Genomic DNA, 25438 nt, shown 5'->3' on the forward strand with positions numbered 1-25438 from the left:
GTCGCCGCGCAGGCTGCAGGCCCAGCCGGCGCAGCGCGGGCGCCCGCTCCCCCAGCAGCTGCACCGGTTCTTCGGCAGCCAGGGCGGGCGCAAGGAGCGCTACGCGACGCTGCTCGTCGAGGCCCTCGCCCCGTCGGCACTGCCGGCACCGCTGCTGCACGCACTCGCCGGAGCATAGGAAGGACAGGAGCCCTCTTGGGCGTAGCGGGCGGGAGCAGAGCGGGAGATGAGGGACGCGGACGGGGAGCCCATGAGCCGCACGCCGGGCCGGCGCAGAAGCTTTTCATCTCCAGCAGACACACGCCAGCCCAGCCCAGCCCCCTTCCCAGGAGGGGCGCGGCAGGGGCCTGGCTCTCTTTGCTGGCTGTGGCGGCTCGAGCTTCAACACCCCGCGCTCTGGGGCCGCCCTCGCGCAGGGGCCAGGTGCGCACTCGCCGGGGGCTACCCCAGGTGCTCCACCATCGCTCTCTCCCCTGCTGCTCCCTTCACCTCCGCCAACACCCGCCGCCTGCCTCCACTCCTCTCTCTGGCGAACACTTCCACCGCGAATCTCCTGCGCAGTCGTTCTGCCCAGTCCACTCGCGCCGTCCTCTCCCTCCTCGCTTCCTTCCTGGTCTCTGCCTCAAGCGCCACTCTCTCCTTCTCTCCTGCTTGGGGGAGCGAACGTCCTGCGCAGCAGGCCGGCCCAAGCCAGTCGTGGCGTGCTCCTCTTCATCGGCTCCTCCACCATCTCTGCCAACGGCGGCGGATTCGCTTCTTCCGACCGTGCATCCATCCTCGCTTGAGGGAGGCGTAGGCAGAAGCGCTTGATTTCCCTCGTATTTTTTCGCCCCGAGGGGCCAGTAAATCGGCTCTGCACGGGAGCCCGCAGATTTTCTGCATGATTTCCCTCCTCGTCGGCTCATTCAATTTGAGGGGGACCTGCTCGGCCCCACGAAGTCGACCCGGGACGAGCCGAACACCCACTCATGCTGCACTGGGGAGCCAACAGATGACTGCTCCCCGTGGACGCGCAAGCACAACAGAGCCATCGGTACGCGCTCCATTCGAAGACCAAACGGCTTCCACCCGATGTCCCAAGAAAGAGAAGACATGCAAAACAAGATCGTCCTCGTCTCTGCTGGTTTCCTGCTCGCCGTAACCGGTTGTGGTGGCCCGGTGGACAGCCACGAGATGGAATTGGGCAGTGACACGAAGGGGCTCGGGCGCCCCGCTCAGCACTGCGTCTCCAAGGCCTTCGCACAGCCGATGGGCCTTCCCGCTCCCGAGAAACTCCCGGCCACCCAGTTCGAGTGCTTCAATACCTTCGCGGACGCCATCGCCCATGCGAGCAAGGGCGCCGTCCAGCTCCCCGCGAACGCCACGCCCCAGAACCTCAAGCAGGAGGACGAGGACCTGATGGTCGCCGCGGCGAACATCATCGCCGTGGAGTACGATGCCAACAACTTCACTGGCCCCACGTGGACCATCCAGAGCGACGTCACCTGCTCGATGGGGTACATGATCGGCTCTCCAGCCACGCCGCCTGGCTGGGACAACGTCATCTCGTCCGCACGATCCTACGCGGGGTGCAACAACGCGTATCACTACGAGAACGCCAATTACTCGGGCGCGTCCACCAACTGCTTCTCGACCTGCAGCTTCGCCAGCTTGTTGATGGACAACCAGACGTCGTCCATCATCTGGGCTCCGTAGAGAGCCCCTCCCGCATCTCGGCAGTCTCCCCCATCCGAGGCATGCCTGAGATGCATTCTGGGTAAGGGACTGCTGAGCGCGGTAGAGCCGGAGCGCTCCTTACACGCGCTTCGGCCATGCCGCGCCACCCTCCGCAGCCGCTCCACCTCTGCTTGCGTGGGCGGCGGCAACGCTTCGAAGCACACGGACCTATCCAGAGCACAGTTCGACCCTGACGCTGTCTCCAACATGTCTCCACGACAGGAGGGGCCCCCGGGGGACACATGGGACTGCCAGGGACTTCCCCGTGGACTCGAAGTGCCCGGGTTCACTCGCGATTGCTCGAAAGGCGTGTGCCGTCGCGAGTTTGGGGCACCCCTCCTCCACGGGTTCGAATCCCGTCGGGGACACAAAAGCCGAGGCCGGAAGCCGCTGAAATCTCAGTGGTTTACGGCCTTGGTGTTTTCAGGCCCAGACCCGTCTCCAGAATGTCTCCACGCTGGAGACTCTCTCCGCCCCTCCTCCAGCATCTGGATGGCGCGGTGCGCCCCACCCGCTTCTGGGCGGCGGCCATCCACGAGCGGACCGTCTGCTGGACACTGGGGTACCCTCCTCGCGGTAGAGCACCCCTTCTCCTGACCATGCACTGAGCCCAAAGGAATACAACCGCCCATGAACATCGTCATCACCGGAGCCAACCGCGGCATCGGCTTGGAACTGGTGCGCCAGTTCCTCGCGCGCGGAGACACCGTGCACGCTGGCGTCCGTGACCCCGCGAGCGCAGCCGAGCTCACCGCGCTCGGGCAACAACACGCGGGCCGTCTGAGCATAGGAAGGACAGGAGCCCTCTTGGGCGTAGCGGGCGGGAGCAGAGCGGGAGGTGAGGGACGCGGACTTGGAGCCCATGAGCCGCACGCCGGGCCGGCGCAGAAGCTTTTCATCTCCAGCAGACACACGCCAGCCCAGCCCAGCCCCCTTCCCAGGAGGGGCGCGGCAGGGGCCTGGCTCTCTTTGCTGGCTGTGGCGGCTTGAGCTTCAACACCCCGCGCTCTGGGGCCGCCCTCGCGCAGGGGCCAGGTGCGCACTCGCCGGGGGCTACCCCGATCCTCGCGTTGAGCAGCTCGATCTGGCGGATAGGCGGGAGAGAGGCCGTGTGGAGGGTGAGGGCTGGTGCAGAGGGGCCGAGAAGGGCCGCTGACGGAGGCCGCCCGAGCACTGCGCCAGGCCAGTGCAGAGGCCGCACAGCCCCCTTTGGGTACACGCCTGCTCAGGCCGCGCTCCCCTCAGGGGCGAGGCAGTGGGCTTGGGCCTGTGGGCCACCGCGGCCTGGCGCTCAACACCACGCGAGCTGCGCTGGCCCCTGCGCCGAGGCCCGCTTCGCAGGCCGCGTAGGTAGTTGCATGTGCTCCAAAATCGCGCGCACCCCACCGGGTGCCGTCAGGTACGCCAGCACCTGGCGCCTGCCTCCACAGCGGGCGCAGGCGAACACGTCCAGCGCGAACGTCCTGCCCAGCAGCCCGGCGAGAGTCCAATCGTGGCGCGCGCTCCTTCTTCGGCTCCTCCACCGTCACGGCCATTGACGGGCGCTCCTCCTCCGGCTCCGCAACGGCGTCTCACGGGTCGTCTGGATGAGTACAACCCCACCGTGTACCTGGTGTGGGGCAGGCTCCTTGCGCGCAATCATCACCCTGTCCTGGCGGGTATGTACTTGCTGTTGTCGGGGATGGCGACTCCCGAGGAGCGCGTGCTGTGCGAGCGGTTCAAACAACGGTGTCAAACAACGGTGTCAGAAGATGCACCCGAACCAGGTCGTCGCGGCGTTTCCCAGGTCCATCCGGACGCGGCGGGCACGGTGGCGCTTTCCCGAACAGGTGTACACGGATCTCGCCGAGGTGCCCTGTCCCGCGTGGTGGCGTCAACGCCCGAAACGGCCCTGAGTTGATCAATCCCTTCTCCGCCGTGGAATGACGCGCCCTGACGAGCGAGCGGAGGTCGCCGCGCTGGACGCACTGCGTCCACTCGGAGCACAAGCAGACAATCCGGAACACCACGACAGGGCCTTCACATCGGTGTCTCGATCGTGCATTGTGAGCGTTAACATTCGTCGATCCGGAACACACGAAAAGGGGCCCCCATGTCGAGACTCACGTGGCGTCGAGCGTTGCGATGGTGCCTTACCTGGCTGACCGCGGCGCCTCTGGCCCTCGCCCTGCTGGTCGCCATCGGCCTCTCCCCCCGGGCCGAGGCCGCCGAATCCTTCACCGGCTATCTCATGGTTCATTTCATCGGCGAGGGGCCTGAAGGGGAGCAGATCTATTTCTCCCACAGCCGCGACGGGTTGAGGTGGCGAGACCTCAATGGAGGCCGGCCCACCCTGCTCACCACGATTGGCACCCGGGGCGTGCGAGATCCCACGCTGGTCCGCTCCCCGGCGGGAGACCGGTATTGGATCGTGGCGACCGACCTGTGCATCGGCTGCGGCACCTCCTGGGGGCAATCCATCGACAATGGCAGCCGGAACCTCGTGGTGTGGGAGTCGACGGACCTGATCAACTGGTCCGCGCCCCGTCTGCTCAACGTCGCCTCCGCCATCTCCGATGCTCGCAACGCCTGGGCTCCGGAGGCCATCTGGAACCCGGCGACCAACGACTACGTCTTGTATTGGGCGAGCAACGTCCCGGTGAACGGACGGACCAAACACCGCATCTTCTACGCGCGCACCAGCGATTTCCGCACCCTCACCCAGCCGCAGGCCTACATCACGCCCCCCGGGACGGACGAGATCATCGACACGCAGATCATCGCGACCCCGACCAGCCCGAACGGCTATCGCTATTACCGCTCGAGCGCGACCGCGGGGCAGATCACGGTCGATGCCAGCAATGACATCCTCAGCGGCTGGACGAACCTGGGCAACCTGTCGCGCGCCGGGTATTCCAATGGTGCCACCCCGGGCACGATCGTCGTGGAGGGCCCGATGTGGGCACAGTCCAACGACGGCAGCGGGTGGAACCTGTGGCTCGACCAGTTCGCCACCGGGCGCGGCTACACCCCGGTCGCCACGAACGCTCCGGGCAACCTGGGCTCCTACTGGGGCCGTTCGGCGGGCGAGATCGACCTCGGCGCCACCACCAAGCGGCACGGGTTCATCATGAACCTCACCGCCGCCGAGGAGAGCCGGATCCTCGCCCAGTGGGGCAGTGCCACCATCAGCCGCCTGCGCTCCTACAACTTCTCCGACCGCTACATCCGTCACGCCGCCTTGCAGGGCCGCGTCGATGCCAATGTGCAGCCGTCCGAGGACGCTCAGTTCCGCGTGCGCACCGGCTGGGTGGGAGGCTCCGACTCCGTGTCGTTCGAGTCGGTCAATTTCCCCGGCTACTACCTACGCCACTCGGCCTTCGAGATCGTGCTCGCGCGCTACGACGGCTCGGCCCAGTTCCGCGCCGACGCCAGCTTCACCCGGGTCGCGGGGCTCGCCGACGCGAGCGCCTCGTCGTTCCGCTCGGTGAACTTCCCCGAGCGCTACCTGCGGCACTACAACCAGAAGCTGCGGATCGATCCCATCGACAGCAACCTCGCGGCCGCCGACGCGACCTACCGCGTGGTGCCCTGAGGGCCCGTTCGGGCCGGCCGGAATTCCCCCCCGGCCGGCTCGAACACCTCACCTACCGGGTCCGACGCTCCTGCCGCTCGCGGGCCTCGGTCTGCTTGCGGCGCGAGGCCTCGGCGTGGGACTCGGGCGGCACCAGCGCGTGGGGGCCCCGGCCGATCAAGTCCTCCCGGCCCGCCCAGAGAGGGTGTCAAAGAACTCGAGCGACGCGACCTGGCACCACCCGCGGCGGGAAGGAGAAAGGCGGAAAGGGCGCTGAGAAATCCCCTCGCCCCCAGCGAGCCGCCGCCTCTCGGAACGCCGCGACGAAAGTCCGGTACTGCTCACGCAACTCCCGCAGCGCCTGGCTCGTGGAGGCATGCCCCAAAGGCCGCGGGCTGCGCTTGAGGTGCTCGGGCCGGGTATGCGGGTGCTGGGCCCTCACGGCTCGCACACCGAGGACGGGCTTGTTCCTTGCGCGAGCCTCTACCTCCACTTCCTCCACCAGGGCCCGCACCGCACGCTGCCTCTCTTCCTCCCCCAGTCCCTTCCAGCACGGCAGGGGCGCCAGCTCCAACGCCACCGGCTCGGCCCATTCCTCGGCGAAGCGCCCCTCCCCCACTGCCAGCTCCTCGCTTCCCCGTTTGCTCCAGCGCTTCGTCCAGTTGAACCACCGGAACAGCCGCCGCGTCGACCCCAGCAACTGCGGCAGACACGTCAGGCCCGGCCATTCGGCGCTCCGCTCCACCAGCCCCTCCTTCACCCCGTGGGCCAGCACGTAACGCAGCCGGCCCACCAGTGCCGTGTCGTCCAGCACCGGCTCGGCCGAGTAGCGCCTCTCCCAGAAGCCGCCGCTCCAGTCCACCAGCCTCCCCACCTTCTTGGACAGGTTGGCTCTCAGGTACTGCATGAAGGAGGCGAGCGCGGCACCGCGTGCCCACACCAGCTGAAGCCGACAGGACATGCCCACCGAGAGGCCCGCGTCCGACGTGGCCGCCCATGAGTCGGAGCGCTCACCACGTCCGCCATGTTGCACGTATGTCGCAGGAGACTGCGGAATGACCTGGAACAGAGCGGGACAGGAGGGGTGGCGACGCCCAAGCATTCCAGGCGGTTGCGAGGTAAGGGCGCGATTCTGCTGGGAGTTTCGCATCGCCCGGCGTGGGTTCGATTCCCACCGCCTCCAAAGCGGAGGGGCCGAGGAGGGCCGCGGACAGAGGCCGGTCGAGCAGTGCGCCAGGCGGGTGGAGAGGCCGCGCAGCCCCCTTGAGTAGGCTGCGCTGCGCATCGCTCGAGGACAGCTCAGCCACTGCCACGTGGAGATGGGGCTGGCCGTGTTCCACGGCATCGTCACCGCCCATGGCGGCCGAAGAGAAGTGGAGAGTACGCCGGGGAAGGGCTCCTGCTTCACCCTGCATCTGCCTCGCGTCCCGCCCCCACCCGAGAGCGCCCGCTCCTCGCCGGCGGCTCCCATGCAGCCCCCTCGGCCGTCGCCCTGAACGCTGGTGCCGGACGGCGTTCAGGAGTGGGTGGCTTGCCTGGCTTCGAGCGCCGATGGGTTGAAGCCTTTTGCCAACAGCCATATCGGCATCAGGATGATCTCGAAAACCATGACCGGAATGGCGAGAATCGCTCCTCGGCCGCTCGGCGAGGTATCGATAACACCCAACAAAGGAAGTATGGCCATTGGCAACAACATGGCGTACCCAACGACACCGACCGCGGAAACGGGCCGTGGAACGAGCCGGGACTTCCACAGCAAGCTGGCAAGAATGACGCCGCCAAGACCCAGGAAAAACAACATCATGGGCGTCAAACACAGATACCTGGCCTGTTTGAGCAACAAGCCCGCCGTTTGATAATGGGCGGCATCCGCCGCGCCCGAGCTGATGTACTCCTGGCTCAGCGGGATGAGCAACAAGGCGCAGACGACGCCAATGACCAGGAAGACGCACTCCAACATCCGCATGCCCACGTACCCGAGGGCCAGGCTCTCATCGTGCTTCCTGAGGAGTGGAAACATGAGAAGCCCGATGAAGACAATGCCAATGTCATTGAGCAGCCAGAGGAGCACTCCGCTGACGACGGAGGCGCTCCTGGAAGAAACCGTGATCAGATAGTCAGGCGTATCGACGACGGAGTCCAAGAGCGTGCTGCCGGCGACACTGCCAAAGGCCGTGATCAAAAACAGGGAAGCGACCAATATTTCTGTTCTTCGGTGGGTTGCTTCGAGCGTCATGCATTGCTCCTGGTGGGCGGACATCACCCTACCCGTGCGAAAACAGGCGCCCAACGGGTGTTTTCGGGACACCTGCGTGCAAAAATGTGCGCATGGACTGGGACGACCTTCGCTACGTGCTGGCGATCCACCGCGAGAAGACGTTGTCCGGTGCCGCCGCCACCCTCGGGGTCTCCCGGACCACCGTCGGGCGGCGCCTGAAGGAGGCCGAGGATCGGCTGGGCGTCCGGCTCTTCGACCGCACCGAAGAAGGCTTCGCGGCCACGGCTGCCGGCGACGAGCTGGCCGAGACAGCGGTGCGCCTGGAGGCGGAGATCCACCTTGCCGAGGGGCGGCTTCTGGGCCGCGACGCCGAGCTCCGCGGGCGGCTGCGGGTCTCGACGGTGGACTTCGTGTTCACGGGTTTTCCCGAGGTGTTTTCCAGCTTCATCCAGCGCTATCCGGGAGTGGAGGTGACCCTCGGCGTGACCCATGAGCAGGTCTCGCTCATTCGCCGCGAGGCCGATGTGGCGCTGCGTCTGGACAACAATCCGGCGGATGGCCTGGTGGGCCGCCGCATCGGTCGATTGCAGTTCGAGGCCTACGCCGCGCGTTCACTCGTCGAGCGGGTGGGTCCCGGTGCCACCCTCGCGGACTTCCCGTGGCTCCATTCGGACGAGCGCTCCGACGGGCGTTGGCTCGATGACTGGCTGGCCCGGAACGCACCGGGGGCCAAGGTGTCGCTGCGTTCCGACGACTTCGCGGTCCGCCGGCGCGCGCTCTCGGCCGGCATGGGCGTCACCTTCCTGGCGTGCTTCGACGGCGACGCCGATCCAGGGCTGGTGCGCGTGGGGGCCCGCCTTTCCGACGAGGCGCGCGATCTCTGGGTGCTGACGCTGCCCGAGCTTCGCAACAACAGCCGCATTCGTGCCTTCATGGACCACGTCTACGACGCCTTCCAACCCCATCAACGCGCGCTAGAGGGGGCGCTCACCCCGGCCCCGTGAGCCAGGCCCGCTCTGGGAGTGCCAGGCGGCGGGGTCGATTCCCGCCGCCTCCATCCCGAGAAGCTCAGCAAGGTCAAGGGCAGCTCAGAGCCAGCTCGGGCTCTCGCGGCCGAGGCCCTTCAAGGCCCGCTCCGCCGCCTTCACACCGAACCAGTTGGCCTCCTCGAAGAGCGCCAGTCCTCCCAGGTCCGAGTGCGCGAAATGGAGCTGCTCGCCCAGGCTCTCCTGGGCGGCGAGGCGCTCCGGGCCCCACAGGAAGCCCGGCACGGGGCGCACCATCGCATGCCCCCAGCGCATGACCTCCAGCCGCCGGGCCCGCGAGGCGATGCCGGGATGCGCGGGCATCAAGTCGGCCATCACCAGCCCCTCCCAGTCGCCATAGCTCGCGGAGAGCACCTTCTGGCGCTCGGCCTTCATGTCCAGGCCCGCCATGGGCAGATACCAGGTGAGCACCGTGGGCCCCTGCTCGTCCATGCGCAGCCGCTGGTGCGTGGCCACCACGTAGCCCAGGCTGCGGCTCTCGTAGAGGACGTTGTCCCAGGACAGCGGAAAGCCGCGCGACAGCGGTGCCTCCGACAGCGTCAGGTTGGCCACCACCCACGGCCCATACTGGAAGGCACCGAGCCACTCGGGACGCCGCTCCCGCCAGGGCGCCACCAGGTGCGCGGCCACGAAGCGCGGACACGCCAGCACCACCTGCCGGGCCCGCCACGCCCGGGGCCGTCCCGTGCCCGCCTCCACCGCGTCCACCCGGCAGCCGTCCGGCCCCGGCGTCACCGTGTGCACCAACACGCCCGGCTCCACCTGCCCCGGAGGCAGCGCGGACAGGAGCTGGTGCACCAGGCGGCCATTGCCCTCGGGCCAGCTCAGGAAGCCCTCGCTGCGCTCCCCCTGCCCGTTCTGCCGGGCGGCGAAGTACCAGATGCCCGCCCACGCCGACACGCCCTCCGCCGTGGTGCCGTAGTCATCCCGGCACGCGTAGTCCACCAGCCACTTCAGCCGCGGCGAGCGGAAGCCCTCCGCCTCCAACCAGTGCGCGAAGGAGAGCTTGTCCAACGCCGTCCACTCGGCGTCATCGCTGGAGAGCGCCGTGGGCACCGCGAAGGCCTTGCGCCCACGCCCATCCCGCGCCGCCGCGAAGGCGTTCATCCGTGCCTCGAAGCGCCGCAGCTGCTCCAGGTCCTCGGTGCTGGCCCCCGCGCGCAGGTACAGGCCCTCGTACCACTCGCCCCGGTAGAAGATGCGCTCCTCGGGCTCGCTCACGAGCAGGGTCTCGTCGAAGGTGGGCTGGCCCTGGTCGTCCACGCCCGTCACCGCGTCCATCTCGCGCAGCAGCCGCATCACCGGGCCCGCGTCCACCAGGGGCGCCGGCAGGTAGTGCGCGCCCCACGGGTAGGCGGACACCGCGTTCTTCCCCGAGCGCGACGTGCCGCCCGCCTCCGCGTCCAGCTCCAGCACCCGCACGTCCTTCACGCCCGCGGCCGCCAGCCGCCACGCCGCGCTCAGGCCCGCCACCCCGCCGCCCACCACCAGCACGTCCACCGGCTGGGCCTCGGCCGCGAGCGGGAGCGGGCCCGCGCGCAACCGGTGGCCCGTGTCCACCACCCGGTCCACGAGCGCTCCGGGCACGGGCTCGCGCGGGGCCGTCTTGCGGCACGCGCTGGCCGCCACGGCCGAGCCGAGGAACGCGGCCACCAGCTCCCGCCGCGTCAGTTCCACCGCCGCCACTCCTCCTCGTAGTAGTGGACGAGCACCTGGTTGTTCAGCCGGTTCACCTCCGTGGGCAACGGGCCCATGTCCGGGGGGAACAGGAAGAGCGAGGCGTGGGTCTCCTCGGAGAGGAAGCGCAAGCCCTCCACCAGCGGCCGGCGCGGCGGCGTGCGCTCGTGGGCGACGAGCACGTAGCCCCACTCGCCGAACGAGGGCACCAGGGCGTGGTAGGGCTGGGTCCAGAAGCCCGCCGCCGCGAGCGTGGTGTTCACGCACCAGAAGGAGCGCCGGGCGTAGAGCGGCGAGGTGCTTTGGATGACGGCCACCCCGTCCGGCGCCAGCCGCTTCTTGAGCAGCCGGTAGAAGCCCGTGGTGTACAGCTTGCCCAGCGCGAAGTTGTTCGGATCCGGGAAGTCCACCACGATGACGTCCCAGGGCTCGCCGTGCTCACGCAGGAACTCCATGGCGTCGGTGTTGACGACGTGCATGCGCGGATCCGCGAGCGAGTGCGCGTTGAGCTCGGCCAGCTCGCCGTAGCGCGTGGCGAGCCCGGTCATCGCCGGATCCAGGTCCACCAGGGTGAGCGTCTTCACCTCGGGGTACTTGAGGATCTCCCGCGCCGCGAGCCCATCCCCGCCCCCGAGCACCAGCACGCGCTCGAGCTTGCCCGCGCGCACCAGGGCCGGGTGCACCAGCGCCTCGTGGTAGCGGTACTCGTCCACGCTGGCGAACTGGAGGTTGCCGTTGAGGTAGAGCGAGAAGCCCCGCTTGCCGCGCGTGAGGACGATGCGCTGGTAGGGCGAACTCGACGCGTGCACCACCTCGTCCGTGAAGAGGTGCTCCTCGGAGAAGTTGCTCAACCGGTCGCCCAGGACGAGCCCCACCATGAGCAGCAGGCTGAGCCCCACCGCCTTGACGCGCAGCCTTCCCGGGTGGGCGAGCACCGGCGCCAACAGCCACGTGCTCCACAGGCCCACCAGGGCGTTGAGCAGCCCGAAGAGCAGCGACGTGCGCACCAGGCCCAGCCTCGGCACGAACAGCAGGGGGAAGCTGATGCTCGCGGCGAGCGCGCCCAGGTAGTCGAACGTCAGCACCCGGCTGACCAGGTCCTTGAAGGCGAGCTGGTCCTTGAGCAGGCGCAAGAGCAGGGGGATTTCCAGGCCCACCAGGGTGCCGATGAGCAGCACGCTGCCGTAGAGCACCACGCGGAACACGTCCGTGAGCGCGAAGGTGAGGAAGAGCAGCGGCGCGCAGAACCCTCCCACCAGGGCCACGCCCAGCTCCACCTCCACGAAGCGCTGGGCCACGCCCCGATCGATGAAGCCCGACAGCCAGCTGCCGATGCCCATGGCGAACAGGTAGCAGCCAATCACCGTGGAGAACTGGGTGATGGAGTCACCGAGCAGGTAGCTCGCCAGCGCGCCGATGATGAGCTCGTAGATGAGCCCACAGGTGGCGATGACGAGGACGGTGACGAAGAGGAGCGTCTTGTTCACGGTGGAAACGGCCCGCCGCGAGGCGTCAACCCGAGATGGCCGCGGCCACGATGATGGCCAGGCCGATGATGAAGGAGCCCATGACGATGCCGAGCGCGGTGTTCTGGTCGACCTCGAGCTCCTTGTGCACGTCGAACGGCATGATGAAGCGGAACACGTACAGGCCCGCCACGAACACCGCCAGCCCCACCAGCGAGTACACGACGCTCGCCAGCAGGTTGTCCAGGTTCACCAATACGGCCAGCACACCCATCCGCATCACTTCCCTCCCATGAAACCGCCACTGCGGTAGCGCGATCCGCCAACGAAGAAGAAGCCGCCGCCCGAGCCGCGAGAAGAAGACGTCACCGTGCCCCGCTCCGCGCGGGTGAACGGCTCCCAGCCCCGGTACGCCATCAGCGCGTAGAGCACGACGATGATTCCACCGATGAACTTCATGACGCCTCCCTCACTCTCCCGAGCCGGAATCCAGGTTGCTCTCCGCCCAACGTGATGTCTCGAAGCTCGAGGCGCGGAAGACCGCGAACAGGGGCAGCACCCACAACACCACCAGCGCCCAGAAGAACCAGAGCGCGCGCGGGGTATCGCTCACGAGCTTCATCGTATAGCTCTGCCCCTGGGGCGTGCCGTCGAAGAGCGCCTGGGTGCGCAGCACATAGCGTCCGGGAGGCACCGAGGACAGGTGCTCGGTCTCCATCCGGTTTCCCTCGCTCCAGGAGCCATCCGAGTCGCTGCCGGAGTAGTAGCCCACCTCCTCGTAGAAGCCGATGACGTCGCCGCTCTGCTCGTTGACGAGCTCCGCCTGCACGCCCAGCCAGGAGTTGTTCACGGGCGCGGACAGCTCGGCGCGCACGTTGCCGTGCTTGTGGATGTCGAAGGGCTTGCTGAAGTGGATGGCCGAGGGCGTCCCCGAGCGGGCATCCGAATCCAACCGCACGGACTCCTCCAGCACGACCTCGTTGGCGGCGAGCACGTTGAGCACCAGGAAGACGGCGAGCAGGGCCAGGCTCCAGATGCCGGCCCACATCCAGGCGGGGCCGCTCGAGTGGGGATTGGGCTGGCTGGGCGCGATGCCCTGGGGCGCGGGCAGGGGCTCCTTCAGCCCGAAGGCCTCCTGGATGACGCCGGGCACGAGGTACTCGCCGAGCGTGTACGTCACCTCGTTCTCCGTCTCGTCCACGCTCACCGAGTACGGCGGCGCCACGTACTCCGTGGCGTGCGACGTCTCCCCGGCACGCACCTCCCAGTAGAACTCGCCGAGCACCGTCTCGGTGACGGCCTCCACGCTCTGGAAGGCCCGGTAGCGCTGGCCCTCGCGGTGCGCGGCGATGCCCGGAGCCACCGACACGTCGCCCGCGTCCAGGGGCGTGAGGAACACCCAGTGCCCGTTGGACTCCATGAGCCAGGTGAAGCCCCGCTCCCGGTTGAACAGGAGGTACTCCTCCCACGGGTAGCGCACCCCCTCCACCGTGCACGAGCGCACCAGGAAGCCGATGCAGATCCACTCGGTCCCATCCAGCTTCCCCCGCGCGCCCAGGGGAATGCGGGGCCCCGGGTCCGGCTTCTCCAGCAGTTGGAGGAAGGCGAGCTTGCCCTTGCGCACGTCCAGGAGCGCGCCGCAGTAGGGGCACGCCACGCGCTTGGTCTGATCCGGCGCGCGCAGCTCCAGGGGACCGTTGCACTGGGTGCAGCGCGCCTGCTGCAGCGCGACCTTCTTCACCCGGGGCCGGAGCTGATCCGGCGCGATGCCCAGCTCCGTGAGCTTCAGCTTCTTGCCGACATAGACCTCGGGGTCCGTCGACCACGTCCCGAAGTCCAGTGTCACGAAGACGCCCTTGGGCCCCGTGGCGTCCACGTAGTGGCTGTCCGCGCTGGGGTCCACGTCGTCGGGCAACTGGCCCTCGGCGGCCACCACGCGGCCATGCCCCCGCTCCTCCACCACGAGCCGGTGCCCCGCCAGGCTGAAGCGGTGGCCGGGCGGGAAGTCCTCGAGCGCCAGGCCCGGCTCGCTTCCGGAGGCGATGAGCAGGTGGAAGGCGCCCTCGGACTCGGAGAGCCAACCCGTGCGCCCGTCGTCGAACTCCACGTACCACTCGTCCCACGGGCCCGCGCCATGGTCCTTCTGCAGGTGCCCCACCAGCCGGTACGCGTCGCGCCCCAGCCGGCCCTCCGCGCCGAGCCGCAAGGGCGAGTCGGTCTCGACGATGGCGCCCACCTTGCCGTGGGCCTCGAGGGACGCGCCCTGGCGCGCCACCACCGTCTGGCAATGGCCACACACCACCACCTGCGCCGTGCCCGCGGAGAACTCCACCGCCGCCCCACACGAGGGACATGTCCCCTGCGTCACGTCTCCACCTCCCGGCGCAACTCCCGCACGCGGCAGGAGACCGCCCCCAGGTGGCGCATCGTCAGATCCTCGAAGTCCGGGCACAGCCGCGGCCGGCAGCAATAGACGTTGAGCGCGGCGAAGCCGTGCTCGGGGAAGGTGTGGATGGTCAGGTGGCTCTCCGCGAGCAGCGTGAGGCCGGTGATGCCCCCGGGCTCTGGAAACACGTGCCACTGCGGCTGTCCCATCACCTTCAGCTCCAGCAGCACGATGAGTTCCTCGAACAGGGCCTCGAGTCCTCGCGCGTCCTTCAGGCGCTCGGGCACGCACCCGCTCACGTCCACCAGCCATTCCTGTCCGGTCGTCAGGGCATTCCTCCCCTTGCAGCCCCTACCTTCTACCACGGTGTCCTCCCCTGGGGAGGGGGCGGAAGAAACGCGGAGCCCGGCCCTGGTACACTGCTCGTGCGCATGGCCCCGAAGGATCTGCTCCCCCCGACCCCGCCCCCCACCGTTCTTCCCACCCAGGAGCCCGTGCCGAAAAACGTGCCCGCGCCGAGCGCGGTGGCGCGGCTCTTGCGTTCCCTGCGCGCCCTGCCGGAGGCCCGTCACGACACCCCGGCGGGTGGCAGCACGGGCCTCGCCGGCTGGTTCAAGGCCGAGACGGCCCCGCCCACGGACATCACCGCGCGCTTCCACGAGGTCCATGCCCGGGTGCGTCAGGACGAGCGCGTGCTGCCCGACGAGGCGAAACGCCACCTGTACCTGCTGGTCAAGGGGATGCTCGGCGACGAGCTGCCCGGCTATCTCGAGGACAACCAGCTGCGGCTGGAGCAGCGGGGGCTGGAGACGCGCGAGGTGGCGGTGGACACCGAGGGGCGGCTCGTGGACAACGTGGCGGTGGTGCGCGAGGCGCTGCTGGACGCCCTCCACTTCGGCCGCACGGTGGTGCTGGTGGGCCACAGCAAGGGTGGCGTGGAGGCGATGAGCACGCTCGCGCTCTACCCGGAGCTGCGTCGGCACGTGCGCGCGGTGGTGGCGATGCAGCCGCCCTATGGCGGCTCGGTCATCGCCAATGATCTGGTGTCGACGCCCGCGCTGCGGCAGATGCTGGACGTGACCTTCCCCTCGCTCTTCCAGGGGGACGCGGCCTCGGTGGAGGACCTGTCCTACGCGCGGCGGATGGAGTTCGTGCGCCAGCACCCCTACCCCCTGGACATCCCCACCGTGGCGCTGGCCACCTCGCGGCTGTCGCGGCGCTCGTTGATGCGGCCCCTGTGCAGCTATGTCCAGGAGCGCTACGGCTGGGCCTGTGACGGACTGGTGGCGGCGCTGGACGCGGAGGTGCCCGGTTCACGCGTGGTGCGGCTGGCGGACATGGACCACGCCGAAGCCGCACTCACAGGCCTACCCGGCTTCGCCAACTACTTCCCCGGCTCGCTTACCGAGACGTTGATCGCCCTGGCGCTCGACTCCCGCGTCCAGGGGACCTAGAAGGCGCCGCTTCGTATGAGTCAGGGCAAGCCCGTCGAGACAGGTGTATCCACCAGCGGCGAGCCAGCCCCGTCCGAGACCGCTCCCGCGGACGCGCTTCTCCTCACGGGCGTGTCCGTGCGCGAGCAGGAGTCCTCCGGCATCGGAGAGGCGCCCACTCTGCGGGCGACCTCTCCAGCGGGTCTGGAGCAGCCCCCTCCCGGCCACCTGCTGCCCGTGGTGGACCCCGCGCACTACGCGCTCGTGGGGGAGCTCGCGCACGGCGGCATCGGCCGCATCCTGCGCGCGAGGGATCTGCGGCTCGGCCGGCCGGTGGCCATCAAGCAGATGCTGTCGCCCTCCCGGGGGGCCGAGTCGCGCTTCATGACCGAGGCGTTCGTCACCGCGCGGCTACAGCACCCCGCGATCGTGCCGGTGTACGAGGCGGGACGCTGGCCGAACGGCGAGCTCTTCTATTCGATGAAGCTCGTCTCCGGGCGCTCGCTGGCGGACGTGCTCGCCGAGCGCACGACGCTGGAGGAGCGACTGGCCCTGCTGCCCCACGTGCTGGCGGTGGCCGAGGCCATGGCCTACGCCCACTCCGAGCGCATCATCCACCGCGACCTCAAGCCGGCCAACATCCTGGTGGGAGGGTTCGGCGAGACGGTGGTCATCGACTGGGGCCTGGCCAAGGATCTCTCGCGCGCGGAGAACGCCACGCTCTCCCAGGCGCTCGTTCCCGAGGGCTCCTCGCCAGACGACGGCCTGACCCGGGTGGGCACGGTGATGGGGACGCCCGCGTACATGCCGCCGGAGCAGGCCGCGGGCCAGTCGGTGGACGAGCGCGCCGACGTCTACGCCCTGGGCGCAATCCTCTACCACCTGCTCGCGGGCACCCGTCCGTATGAGGGGAACACGTCGGATCAGGTGCTGGCGAAGGTGGTGAGCGGCCCCCCCCGGCCCCTGGCCCACCTGCAGGAGGGCATCCCGAGGGATCTGCTGGCCATCGTGAGCAAGGCGATGGCGCGCCATCCCGACGAGCGCTACGCCACGGCGCGCGAGATGGCGGAGGATCTGCGGCGCTTCCAGACGGGACAGATCGTCGGGGCGTACGAGTACTCGCGGATGGAGTTGCTGCGCCGTTTCGTGCGGCGCCACCGGGCCGCGCTGATGGTCACGGCGGTGGCCCTGTTGCTGCTCGCCACCCTGGGCGGGGAGAGCATCCGCCGGATTTCCGACCAGCGGGATGCCGCCCAGAAAGCCCGGCAGCAGGCGCAGGACCGCACCAATGAACTCCTGCTGACCAAGGCGCGTGATGACGCGGCGGATGCGCCCAACGAGGCCATCGAATCGCTGCGGGAACTCCCGTCCGGCTTCGAGAAGTGGTCCGCGGCGCGCACGATCGCCGCGGATGCCCAGGCCCATGGGTTCGCCACCGTGCTGCGCGATCATACCCAGCACATCAACGACATCGCCTTCATGGACGATGGCCAAACGCTCGTCTCCGCCAGCGACGACTCCACGTTGCGTGTGTGGGATCTCGAGCAGGGTGAGCAACTGCGCAAGCTGGAAGGTCACGAAGACGAGGTCTGGCGCGTCCGGATACTCCCGGGAGACCGGGGCTTCATCTCCAGCGACAAGCAGGGGCTCCTGCGCAAGTGGACTCCCACCTCCGAGAAGTCCACTGTCTTCGCGTCCCTGGGGAGTCCCGTGTCGGCGCTCACCGTGGGCTGTGGGGGCCGGTGCCTGCTCGCCGCCACCCAGACGGATGACGTCCTCCATCAATGGGACTTGTCCACGGGAGAGGCCCGTACGTTCCACACGGGCGTGCAGGGCATCGAGGAGCTGTTGGTGTCACCGCTCGGCCCCTGGGTGTTCGTGCGAGGCCACCGCAACGCGGCCTCGGCCCTGGGAAACCTGGAGCAGGGCACCTTCCAGGTGTTGAAGCAGACCCGGCCCACCGCCGGGGGGTTCTGCCCGGATGGCCGTCTCTTCACGGTGGACGCCCAGGGGGAACTCCACGCCTGGAAGCCAGGAACGCCCGAGGGACGTCTGCTCACGCGCAACCTGGGCATCGGCACGGCGCTCACCTTCGTGCCGGGCACGGCCTGGGTGGTGATCGGTACCCAGGAGGGAGTGATCCGGCTGTGGAACTTCGACACGGGTCAGCTGCGGGAACTCCACCATCACCAGGGGCTCGTCAACAGCCTGGACGTCACCTCGGATGGCCGCTATCTCGCCTCGGCCAGCGCCGATCGGACCGCGGCGCTCTGGGAACTCGCGACCGGGGAGCCCCGCGTGCTCCGAGGGCCCCGTCAACAAGCCCACCTCGTCCTGTTCTCGCCGGATGACCGGCGGCTGGCCGTGGCCAGCTACACCGGGCAGCTGCGCTCCTTCTCCCTGGAGACGAAGCTCCACCACGTGCTCTCGGCCGGTGCCGCCCCTCAAGTGTCGTTGGTGCTCTCCTCCAACGGCCAACGGCTGGCCACGATGTCCGAGCAAGGCGTCCTGCGGCTCCTCGATGCCCACTCGGGCAGGACCATCCAGGAGGTGCCCGGCTTCGCCCCGGAGGCGATGGGCTTCTCCCCGGATGGCCAGTGGCTGGCCGCGGGTGGACCCGATGGACGGGTCCACCTGTACTCCTCCGACACCGGAAACGAGCGGCACCTGCTGTCGGGGCATGAGGCCCCCGTCACGGCCGTCACCTTCTCCGGGAAGGAGCAGCAGCTCGCCTCGGCGGACGAGCACGGAGAGGTGTGGCTGTGGGAGCCTGGCTCTGGTCAGGGACACCGTCTCGGAACACACGGGGCCAAGGTGTGGCAGCTCGCGTTCTCTCCCAAGGGAGAGCACCTCGCCTCGGCGGGTGACAATGGCGAGGCACGGCTGTGGACCGTCGACACGGGCGAGTTCCGCTCCCTGCCCTTGCCCGGCCGCAAGAGCGCCGTGCGCGCCGTGGCCTTCTCCCCAGAGGGTGATCGCCTCGTCATGGGAGGCATGGATCAGCTCGTGTTCTGGGACCTGCGCAGTGGCGAGAGCCATCTCCAGGACACGAAAAAAGGAGACGTGCTGGAGCTGCGCTACTCACCCGGGGGCGACGTGGTGGCCAGCCGCAATCTCAGGGATGGCAACGTGATGCTCTGGGACGGACGGACGAGGGAATCACGCAACCTGCCCCGGGGACACCAGGGCGATGTCCTCGGCATCGCCTTCTCTCCGGACGGGACGCGCCTGGCCTCGGCGAGCCTCGACAAGACCGTGCGGCTGTGGGACCTGGCCACCGGGGAGAGCCGCGCGCTGCGAGGCCACACCGGATCCGTGGGGGCGGTGGCCTTCTTCCCGGACGGCAAGACGCTCGTCTCCACGGGCCAGGACGGTACCCTCCGGCTCTGGCCGGACAACCTGCCCCTGGAGCCTGAGGCCCTGCGTGAGTGGATGAATGGTTTCACGGAGGACAGACCGTCCCCCGAGAACTCCTGGCCCTGAGGCGGAATCTGTCAGACAGGGCGCGTAGAGGGTGAGGCTCACCCAGGAGAGTTCCGCATGCCTCGATCCAGACTGCTCCTCGCCTGTCTCGTCCCCCTGCTGCTCCTCGTCCCGTCCGCCCGAGCGGAGGAGACCCCCACCCCGGACGGAGGCCACCGGCCCTCCGCCGCGTACCGGTGGCTGGACATCGTGCTCGAGGCCACGGCGCGCGAAGTGGAGCGGCGCGGCGCGCGGCCCACGGTCATCTCCCGTGCCCACGCCATCTCGGTGACGGCCATGTACGACGCGTGGGCGGCCTATGACGCGCGCGCGGTGGGCACCCGGCTGGGAGGCAGCCTGCGCCGGCCCCTCGCCGAGCGGACCCTGGCCCGCAAGCAGAAGGCCATCGCCTACGCCACCTACCGCGCCCTCGTGGACCTCTATCCGGAGGATACCGTGTGGCTCGCGCAGCAGATGAGCGGCATGGGGTATGACCCCCACGACACCTCGACCGACCTCTCCACGCCCCAGGGGGTAGGCAACACCGCCGCGGCCGCGCTGCTCGCCTGGCGGCGGCACGATGGCGCCAACCAGTTCGGTGACGAGCCCGGCTCCAGCGGCGCCCCCTACTCCGACTACACCGGCTACGCGCCCGTCAATCCGCCCGACGTCATCATCGACCCCGACCGCTGGCAGCCCATCTCGTTCGATGATGGCCAGGGCGGCACCGTGACGCCCGGCTTCCTCACCCCCCATTGGTACAAGGTGCGGCCCTTCGCGCTCACCACCAGCGCCCAGTTCCGTCCGCCGCCTCCTCCCAAGGTGGGCTCGGCCCAGCTCGCCCAGGACGTGCAGCAGGTCATCGACTACAACGCGAACCTCACCCCGGAGCAGAAGGCGCTCGTCGAGTTCATGCGCGATGGCCCCCGCTCCACGGCCCAGTCCGGCCACTGGCTGCGCTTCGCCCAGGACGTGTCCCGCCGCGACCGGTACGGGCTGGACCGGGACGTGAAGCTCTTCTTCACCGTGGGCAACGCGGCGCTGGATGCCTTCATCGCCGCCTGGGAGGCCAAGCGCTACTACGACTCCTCCCGGCCCTGGACGCTCGTGCGCTACTACCACGCGGGTGACACGCTGCCAGGCTGGGTGGGGCCGGGCCAGGGCGTGGACTGGATTGGCGCCGAGCAGTGGCACCCGTACTCGCCCACCACGTTCATCACGCCGCCCTTCCCGGGCTATGTGTCGGGCCACAGCACGGTGAGCGCCGCGTGCGCCCGGGTGTTGGAGCTGTTCACGGGCAGCGACGCCTTCGGCAAGGTGGAGCAGCTCACCGCGGGGGCCCTCACCGAGCCGGGCTTCGCGTGCAACATCATCCAGCAGCGCGAGGGCGTGCCCTCCCAGGACACGCCCGAGGACTGCCAGGTGACGCTGGCGCTGCCCACCTTCAGCGAGACGGCGGAGCTGGCGGGCATCTCGCGGGTCATGGGCGGCTACCACATCCAGGCCGACAACACCGCGGGGCTGCAGCTCGGACGCCAGGTGGCCGACTTCCTCTGGCCCCGGGCGCGGGCCTACTGGGCGCCCGGAACGAACTGACGGACGCTCAAGACAACTCGAGCGAATGGGAGGGCCGCTGGTTCTCGCGGGGGCCCTCCACCGGCAGCACCAGCGTGAAGGTGGCCCCATGCCCCAACCCGGTGCTCGAGCAGGACAGACGCCCGTGCATCTCGGTGGCCGCCAGCGCGCTGATGTGCAGCCCGAAGCCGTGTCCGTGCTTCTTCGTCGTGAAGCCCTGGGAGAACAGGCGTGCCAGGTGCTCCGGCGCGATGCCCACGCCATTGTCGGAGAACTCGATGACGAGCTGGTCGCCTCCGCCGCCCAGGCGGATGCGGATGCGCAGACGCTTGTCCGAGATCTTGCTCTCCATGAGCGCGTGCCGGGCGTTGCTCAGCAGGTTGACGAGGATCTGCAGCAGGTTGTGGCGGTCCACGAGGATGGGGGGGACGTCGGCGTACTCCCGCACGAGGTGGATGCCCTGGCGCTCGATGGATCCGGCATGCAGGCGCAGGGCTTCCTCGATGAGCTGGGGCACCGGCAACCGCTCCAGCACTCCGCCGGCACGCGCGTACTGCTGCTGCATGACCACGATGGACTTGATGTGCTCGATGCCCTCGCTCAGCGCCCCCACCTCGTGGCGCAGCACCTCGCGCTCCTTCTCCAGTTCCTCCGCGAGCGCGAGCAGGTAGCCCGGAAGCCGCTGGCCGCGCGCATCCGTGGCGAGGAAGGACTCCAGTTCCTCGGAGTGTTGCCCCAGCAGGGTGGCGGCCTTGCGCAGGCCGGACAGGCGCGAGTGACGCAGCTGCTCGTTGAGGATGCCCGCCGAGATGTTGACGCTGTTGAGGGTGTTGCCCACGTTGTGCAGCACGCCGGTGGCGACCTCGGCCATGCCCGCGTAGCGAGAGACATCCACCAGGCTGCGGTGCATCTCACCCAGCCGGGCCTCCGCCAGCTTGCGCGCCGTGATGTCCCGCGCGGAGACGGTCAGCCCCATCACGCGGCCTTGCTCCCCCACGATGGGGCTGATGGAGATGTCCAGGACGACGTGGACGGGGTCCTCCAAGGGCTCCTCCGAGTGCTCCTCCTGCTCGAAGCGCAGGCGCTCCCCCGCGAGCACCCGGTTGAACCGCGGGTCCCATTGCAACTGGAGCTCTGGAGTGCGTGGGAAGCAGAAGCGCCGTCCGGGAACGAGTTCCTGTCCCTGCATCCGCCGGTAGAACTGGCGCATCGCCGTGTTGGCGGTGATGACCCGCAGCTGGGTGTCGAGTGAGAACACCAGGTCATCGGAACTCTCGATGAGGCTGCTCAATTTGCCCTCGCTCTCGCGCAGGGTCGCCAGGGTCCGCTCGAGCGCGTCGTGGGCGGTGTCACGCGAGGTGCTGTGCAGCGTGCTCAGCACCCACGAGCCCAGGAGGGAGACGGCCGCGGAGGCGCACATGACCGTGAACTCATCCAAGGGGATGGCCGTGAGACCAGGGGTGAAGCGCACCCGGTACATCGGATGGAGGAGGCCCAGACACACGGCGAGACAGCCCGTGACGAAGAGACCCAGGCGGGGTCCCAACAGATACACCGCGAACGCGGGAATCAGCATGCTCGAGGCGTGGAACCCCCCTTCGGGATGGGAGCTCAGGAAGATGGACACCACGTAGCTCACCACCATGGACAGGCACATGAACATCGCCGGCACGGTCAAGGAGCGGGCCCTGCGCGCCAGCAGCAGCGTCGCGGCGTAGCACCCGCTCAAGAGGAGCGTGGGGACCTCCGCGGCAGTGAAGGGCACGAGCAGCAGGTACGACACCCCGAACGGGAGCGCGAACAGGCAGGCGGCGATCAACACCCGCTGGCGGTGCAACTCCGAGGGGGGGGCCTTGCGCAGCGCATCCGAGAGGAACGCGTCCAGCAGGGAGGTGAGCCAGAGGTACCCCACTCGCGTCCCCCCTTGCCCCGATGACGTGGATGAACCGGAGCCTACGTGCTTCGAATCGGATGTGCTCGCCATGTTGATGTCGCGCTCGCCGCGAACCCCCCGTCAGAGGATAGCGCATGGACATGTCCAGCAGTGGACAGAGCCAGGCCAGCCTGCCATCGCTCGTCTGGTCCATACCAAGGGGGATGGGGGGAGCACCGTTGAGGCCCCTCGTCGAGACGGAGTCACCGCTCCTCGGAGGGACGAGGGGTCCGCGGGTGGCACGCAGAATGTGGGCCGTCAGCCGCCATGACGACGTGGTGGCGGTCCTCGAGGACACCCGGCGCTTCTCGTCGGTGGGGCTCGGCCGGAGCTTCCTGCCGCCCTGGTTGGAGCGAAACCCCGTGGCCGCCTCGCTGGTGATGAAGAATCCGCCCGAGCACACCCGGCTGCGCGGCCTCGTGAGCAGGGCCTTCAGCGGGGCCGCCCTCCAGCGGCTGGAGGCCCGGGTTCGCGCCATCGCGGAGGAGTTCGCCGAGGCGGTGGTGCGGCGGCGCGAAGTGGACTTCGTCGCCGCGTTCTCCCTGCGGCTGCCGGTGCGGGTGCTCAACCTCTTCTTCGGCCTGGAGCCGGAGCTGTGGCCGCGCATGCGCGTCTGGGCGGATGATCTGCTCAGCGTTCCCGCGTGCCACCCCACTCCCGAGCGCGGGGAGGGATTGGAGGCGGCAGGAGGTGTCCTGGTCCCAGTCGTACATCGCGCGAGGCCCCCTGAGCCTGCCGGTGCACTTCGACCCCCGCGCCGGAACGTAAAGCGCGAAAACGGGGGAGATCGCCGGGCCGTTGCCCGATGCACGGTTTGGATCCAGAACTGTTGGATCATGCCTCCCTCATTGGAATTCCCGGAAACAGAGAAGGACGAGTTGCGGGAATTCAGGCACTGTTTGTTTGCGCCTGATCCGCTTTTGACGGTAGAGGGGGGGATTGAGCCGATGGCAGAGCAGAGGAGAGATGCACGCCCGTGTTGGCATGTCGTATGCGCGGCGCTCACCGCACGAGCGGCCCTGAAGCCGCAGCACGACAGCGCGCCTCCCTGCTTTCCGCCAGGAATGTATCGACCCGATACGGAGAATCCATGAGTCACGCGAAGCCGACCCTCGCCACGCGACGGTTGGGGTACATGCGGCTGTCCGCCGTCGCCACCGGGCTGATCGCCGCCCTCGCATCCGCCCAACCCAAGGGCCTGGTGAGCTTCGAATTGGAGCGCCTGGAACTGAACCCCAACGGCCGGGGTTCGTTGGTGATGGGCACCGGTGAACTGCTGCCCGGAGGCGCCTTCCGCCTCTCGGTCGCGGGGCATTACGAGAAGAACCCCCTCGTGCTGTATTCGGACATGAGTCCGGTGGGCGCGGTGGTGGGAGACCGGGCCACCGCACACCTGTTGCTCGCCTGGACGCCGCTGCGCTGGCTCGAGCTGGGCGCGCACCTGCCCCTGGTGGCCTGGCAGCGCGGAGATGACCTGAGCGGCCGGGGCATCGGCACGCCGGCCACGACGGGCCTGGGCACGCCCTCGGCGCAGGTGCGCGTGGGACTGTTCGCGCAGCGCCGCGAGGCCCCGCTGGACCTGGCGCTCGAGCTGGGCGTGGGGCTGCCGGTGGGCAGCGTGGACACGCTCTCCCGGGACAACGCCTTCCGGATCTCGCCCAAGCTGTCACTGGGCCGGCGCTTCGGCGGGCTGCGCGCGGGCGTGGAGGCGGGCGTGCTGGTGCGGCCCCCGCAGGTGCTCATCGACGACGGCGCCGTCCAGGACGAGCTGGGCAACGAAGTGCGCCTGGGCGCGGTGGTCGCCACCACGGGCAAGGGGCTGCGCGGAGAGCTCAACGTGCGGGGCACGATTCCGCTCACCCAGCAGCAGAAGTCCTTGGAAGTGCTGCTCGGCTTGCGGATGCCGCTGGGCTCCTCGGCGGAGTTCTACGCCCTGGGAGGCCCGGGCTTCGGAGACACCACGGGGACGCCCTTCTTCCGGGCGCTGCTCGGCGTGGCCTTTGGCGGAATGGAGCCGGAGATCGAGCGGGGCGGCGCGCGCGACGACGATGGCGACGGCGTGCCCAACAGCGAGGACCAGTGCCCGAACGAGCCGGGTCCGGCCGCGCGCCAGGGCTGCCCGGTGCGGGACACGGACAACGACGGCATCGTCGACAGCGCGGACAAGTGCCCGAAGGAGCCGGGTCCGGCCGAGTTCCAGGGCTGCCCCACGAAGGACCGGGACGGAGACGGAGTCCTCGACACCGAGGACAAGTGCCCGACCGAGCCGGGTCCTGCCGAGCGCCAGGGCTGCCCGGTGAAGGACACGGACGGTGATGGGCTGCCGGACGAGCAGGACAAGTGCCCGCGGGAGACGGGCCCGGCCTCGCGCCAGGGCTGCCCGGTGAAGGACACGGACGGCGACGGCGTCGTGGACGAGCGTGACGCCTGCCCGACGCAGGTGGGTCTGGTGGAGCTGCGCGGCTGCCCGGCGAAGGACACGGACGGCGACACGGTGTCGGACCACCTGGACAACTGCCCCACGGAGAAGGGTCTGGCCAGCAACCAGGGCTGCCCCGCTCAGCAGGAGCAGCTGGTGGAGATCCAGAAGGACCAGCTGAAGATCAAGCAGTCGGTCTACTTCGCCACCAACAAGGCGGTCATCAAGCCGCGCTCGTTCAAGATGCTCAGTCAGATCGCCAAGATCATCCAGCAGCACCCGGAGATCGAGCAGATCGTCATCGAGGGCCACTCCGACTCCGTGGGCAACGCCGATGCCAACCGCAAGCTGTCGCTGGCGCGCGCGGAGTCGGTGAAGACCTACCTCGTGGAGAAGGGCGTGGAGGCCTCGCGGCTGCAGGCGAAGGGTTATGGACCCGACCGCCCCATCGCGCCCAACACGAACGCCAAAGGCCGCGCGGCCAACCGCCGCGTGGTGTTCACCATCGTCAACGAAGAGCACAAGTAGAAGCCGAGGGAATCAAAAGTCATGAG

The 25438-nt window shown here is 68.9% G+C and carries 18 protein-coding genes; 9 read left to right on the forward strand and 9 right to left on the reverse strand.

Translation table 11 applies throughout. From position 1 onward, the window contains the following. The first annotated feature begins 1092 nt into the window (after window positions 1-1092). Window positions 1093-1695, forward strand: coding sequence for a hypothetical protein (locus tag D187_RS31030; protein ID WP_002632052.1), 603 nt, complete (start codon window positions 1093-1095; stop codon window positions 1693-1695). Between the two features lie 2140 nt (window positions 1696-3835). After that, window positions 3836-5290, forward strand: a complete 1455-nt coding sequence (locus D187_RS31035) for a glycoside hydrolase family 43 protein (RefSeq protein ID WP_211241589.1) — start codon at window positions 3836-3838, stop codon at window positions 5288-5290. A 187-nt stretch (window positions 5291-5477) separates the two neighbouring features. On the opposite strand, the gene D187_RS31040 is transcribed toward D187_RS31035, so the two are convergent. Beyond that, window positions 5478-6230: a hypothetical protein gene (locus D187_RS31040; RefSeq protein WP_245591865.1), complete on the reverse strand. Its 753-nt coding sequence runs from the start codon at window positions 6228-6230 to the stop codon at window positions 5478-5480. 358 nt (window positions 6231-6588) lie between these two features. Here D187_RS31040 and D187_RS59315 point away from each other — a divergent pair, with 358 nt between their 5' ends. Further along, window positions 6589-6765, forward strand: a complete 177-nt coding sequence (locus tag D187_RS59315; protein WP_155893710.1) for an ATP-binding protein — start codon at window positions 6589-6591, stop codon at window positions 6763-6765. Window positions 6766-6785: 20 nt separating this feature from the next. Here the strand turns inward: D187_RS59315 and D187_RS31045 are convergent, their stop codons facing one another. Continuing rightward, window positions 6786-7505, reverse strand: a complete 720-nt coding sequence (locus D187_RS31045; RefSeq protein WP_002629559.1) for a DUF4386 domain-containing protein — start codon at window positions 7503-7505, stop codon at window positions 6786-6788. Window positions 7506-7597: 92 nt separating this feature from the next. On the opposite strand from D187_RS31045, the gene D187_RS31050 reads away from it, so the two are divergent. Next, window positions 7598-8491: a LysR family transcriptional regulator gene (locus tag D187_RS31050; protein WP_002629560.1), complete on the forward strand. Its 894-nt coding sequence runs from the start codon at window positions 7598-7600 to the stop codon at window positions 8489-8491. 84 nt (window positions 8492-8575) lie between these two features. Here the strand turns inward: D187_RS31050 and D187_RS31055 are convergent, their stop codons facing one another. Genes D187_RS31055 through speD form a run of 6 tightly spaced genes read right to left on the reverse strand, consistent with a single transcriptional unit; the run spans window position 8576 to window position 14427 of the window. After that, entirely contained in the window at window positions 8576-10210 is a 1635-nt protein-coding gene (locus tag D187_RS31055; RefSeq protein WP_002629561.1) for an FAD-dependent oxidoreductase, read from the reverse strand. Continuing rightward, entirely contained in the window at window positions 10201-11697 is a 1497-nt protein-coding gene (locus D187_RS31060) for a polyamine aminopropyltransferase (protein WP_002629562.1), read from the reverse strand. Before D187_RS31060 ends, D187_RS31055 begins: the two co-directional genes overlap by 10 nt. A 25-nt stretch (window positions 11698-11722) precedes the next feature. Then, a complete protein-coding gene (locus D187_RS31065) occupies window positions 11723-11950 on the reverse strand; it encodes a DUF350 domain-containing protein (RefSeq protein ID WP_043432323.1) in 228 nt (75 codons plus the stop codon). Between the two features lie 5 nt (window positions 11951-11955). Next, window positions 11956-12135, reverse strand: coding sequence for a hypothetical protein (locus D187_RS31070; protein ID WP_002629564.1), 180 nt, complete (start codon window positions 12133-12135; stop codon window positions 11956-11958). Between the two features lie 10 nt (window positions 12136-12145). After that, window positions 12146-14044 (reverse strand): DUF4178 domain-containing protein, encoded by a 1899-nt coding sequence (locus D187_RS31075; RefSeq protein WP_043432284.1) that lies wholly within the window; start codon window positions 14042-14044, stop codon window positions 12146-12148. Next, entirely contained in the window at window positions 14041-14427 is a 387-nt protein-coding gene (speD, locus tag D187_RS31080; protein ID WP_245591866.1) for an S-adenosylmethionine decarboxylase, read from the reverse strand. The genes D187_RS31075 and speD overlap by 4 nt, the downstream gene beginning before the upstream one ends. 129 nt (window positions 14428-14556) lie before the next feature. Here speD and D187_RS31085 point away from each other — a divergent pair, with 129 nt between their 5' ends. From D187_RS31085 to D187_RS31095, 3 genes are read left to right on the forward strand one after another with little or no spacing between them, the layout of a single operon-like run. Then, window positions 14557-15516 carry an alpha/beta fold hydrolase gene (locus D187_RS31085; protein WP_245591867.1) on the forward strand — a complete coding sequence of 320 codons (960 nt, stop codon included), beginning with the start codon at window positions 14557-14559 and terminating at the stop codon, window positions 15514-15516. Between the two features lie 15 nt (window positions 15517-15531). Then, complete coding sequence (locus D187_RS31090) at window positions 15532-18978, forward strand: WD40 repeat domain-containing serine/threonine protein kinase (protein ID WP_002629568.1); 3447 nt, start codon at window positions 15532-15534, stop codon at window positions 18976-18978. Between the two features lie 57 nt (window positions 18979-19035). After that, window positions 19036-20553, forward strand: a complete 1518-nt coding sequence (locus D187_RS31095) for a vanadium-dependent haloperoxidase (protein ID WP_002629569.1) — start codon at window positions 19036-19038, stop codon at window positions 20551-20553. A gap of 7 nt (window positions 20554-20560) precedes the next feature. On the opposite strand, the gene D187_RS50620 is transcribed toward D187_RS31095, so the two are convergent. Continuing rightward, window positions 20561-22444: an ATP-binding protein gene (locus tag D187_RS50620; RefSeq protein WP_002629570.1), complete on the reverse strand. Its 1884-nt coding sequence runs from the start codon at window positions 22442-22444 to the stop codon at window positions 20561-20563. A 299-nt stretch (window positions 22445-22743) separates the two neighbouring features. Here D187_RS50620 and D187_RS50625 point away from each other — a divergent pair, with 299 nt between their 5' ends. Continuing rightward, window positions 22744-23559, forward strand: coding sequence for a cytochrome P450 family protein (locus D187_RS50625; protein ID WP_155893715.1), 816 nt, complete (start codon window positions 22744-22746; stop codon window positions 23557-23559). Continuing rightward, window positions 23556-25412 carry an OmpA family protein gene (locus D187_RS31110; RefSeq protein WP_002629572.1) on the forward strand — a complete coding sequence of 619 codons (1857 nt, stop codon included), beginning with the start codon at window positions 23556-23558 and terminating at the stop codon, window positions 25410-25412. Before D187_RS50625 ends, D187_RS31110 begins: the two co-directional genes overlap by 4 nt. Window positions 25413-25438: the final 26 nt, after the last annotated feature.

It is taken from the genome of Cystobacter fuscus DSM 2262, from assembly GCF_000335475.2.
GTDB classification, from domain to species: Bacteria; Myxococcota; Myxococcia; order Myxococcales; family Myxococcaceae; genus Cystobacter; species Cystobacter fuscus.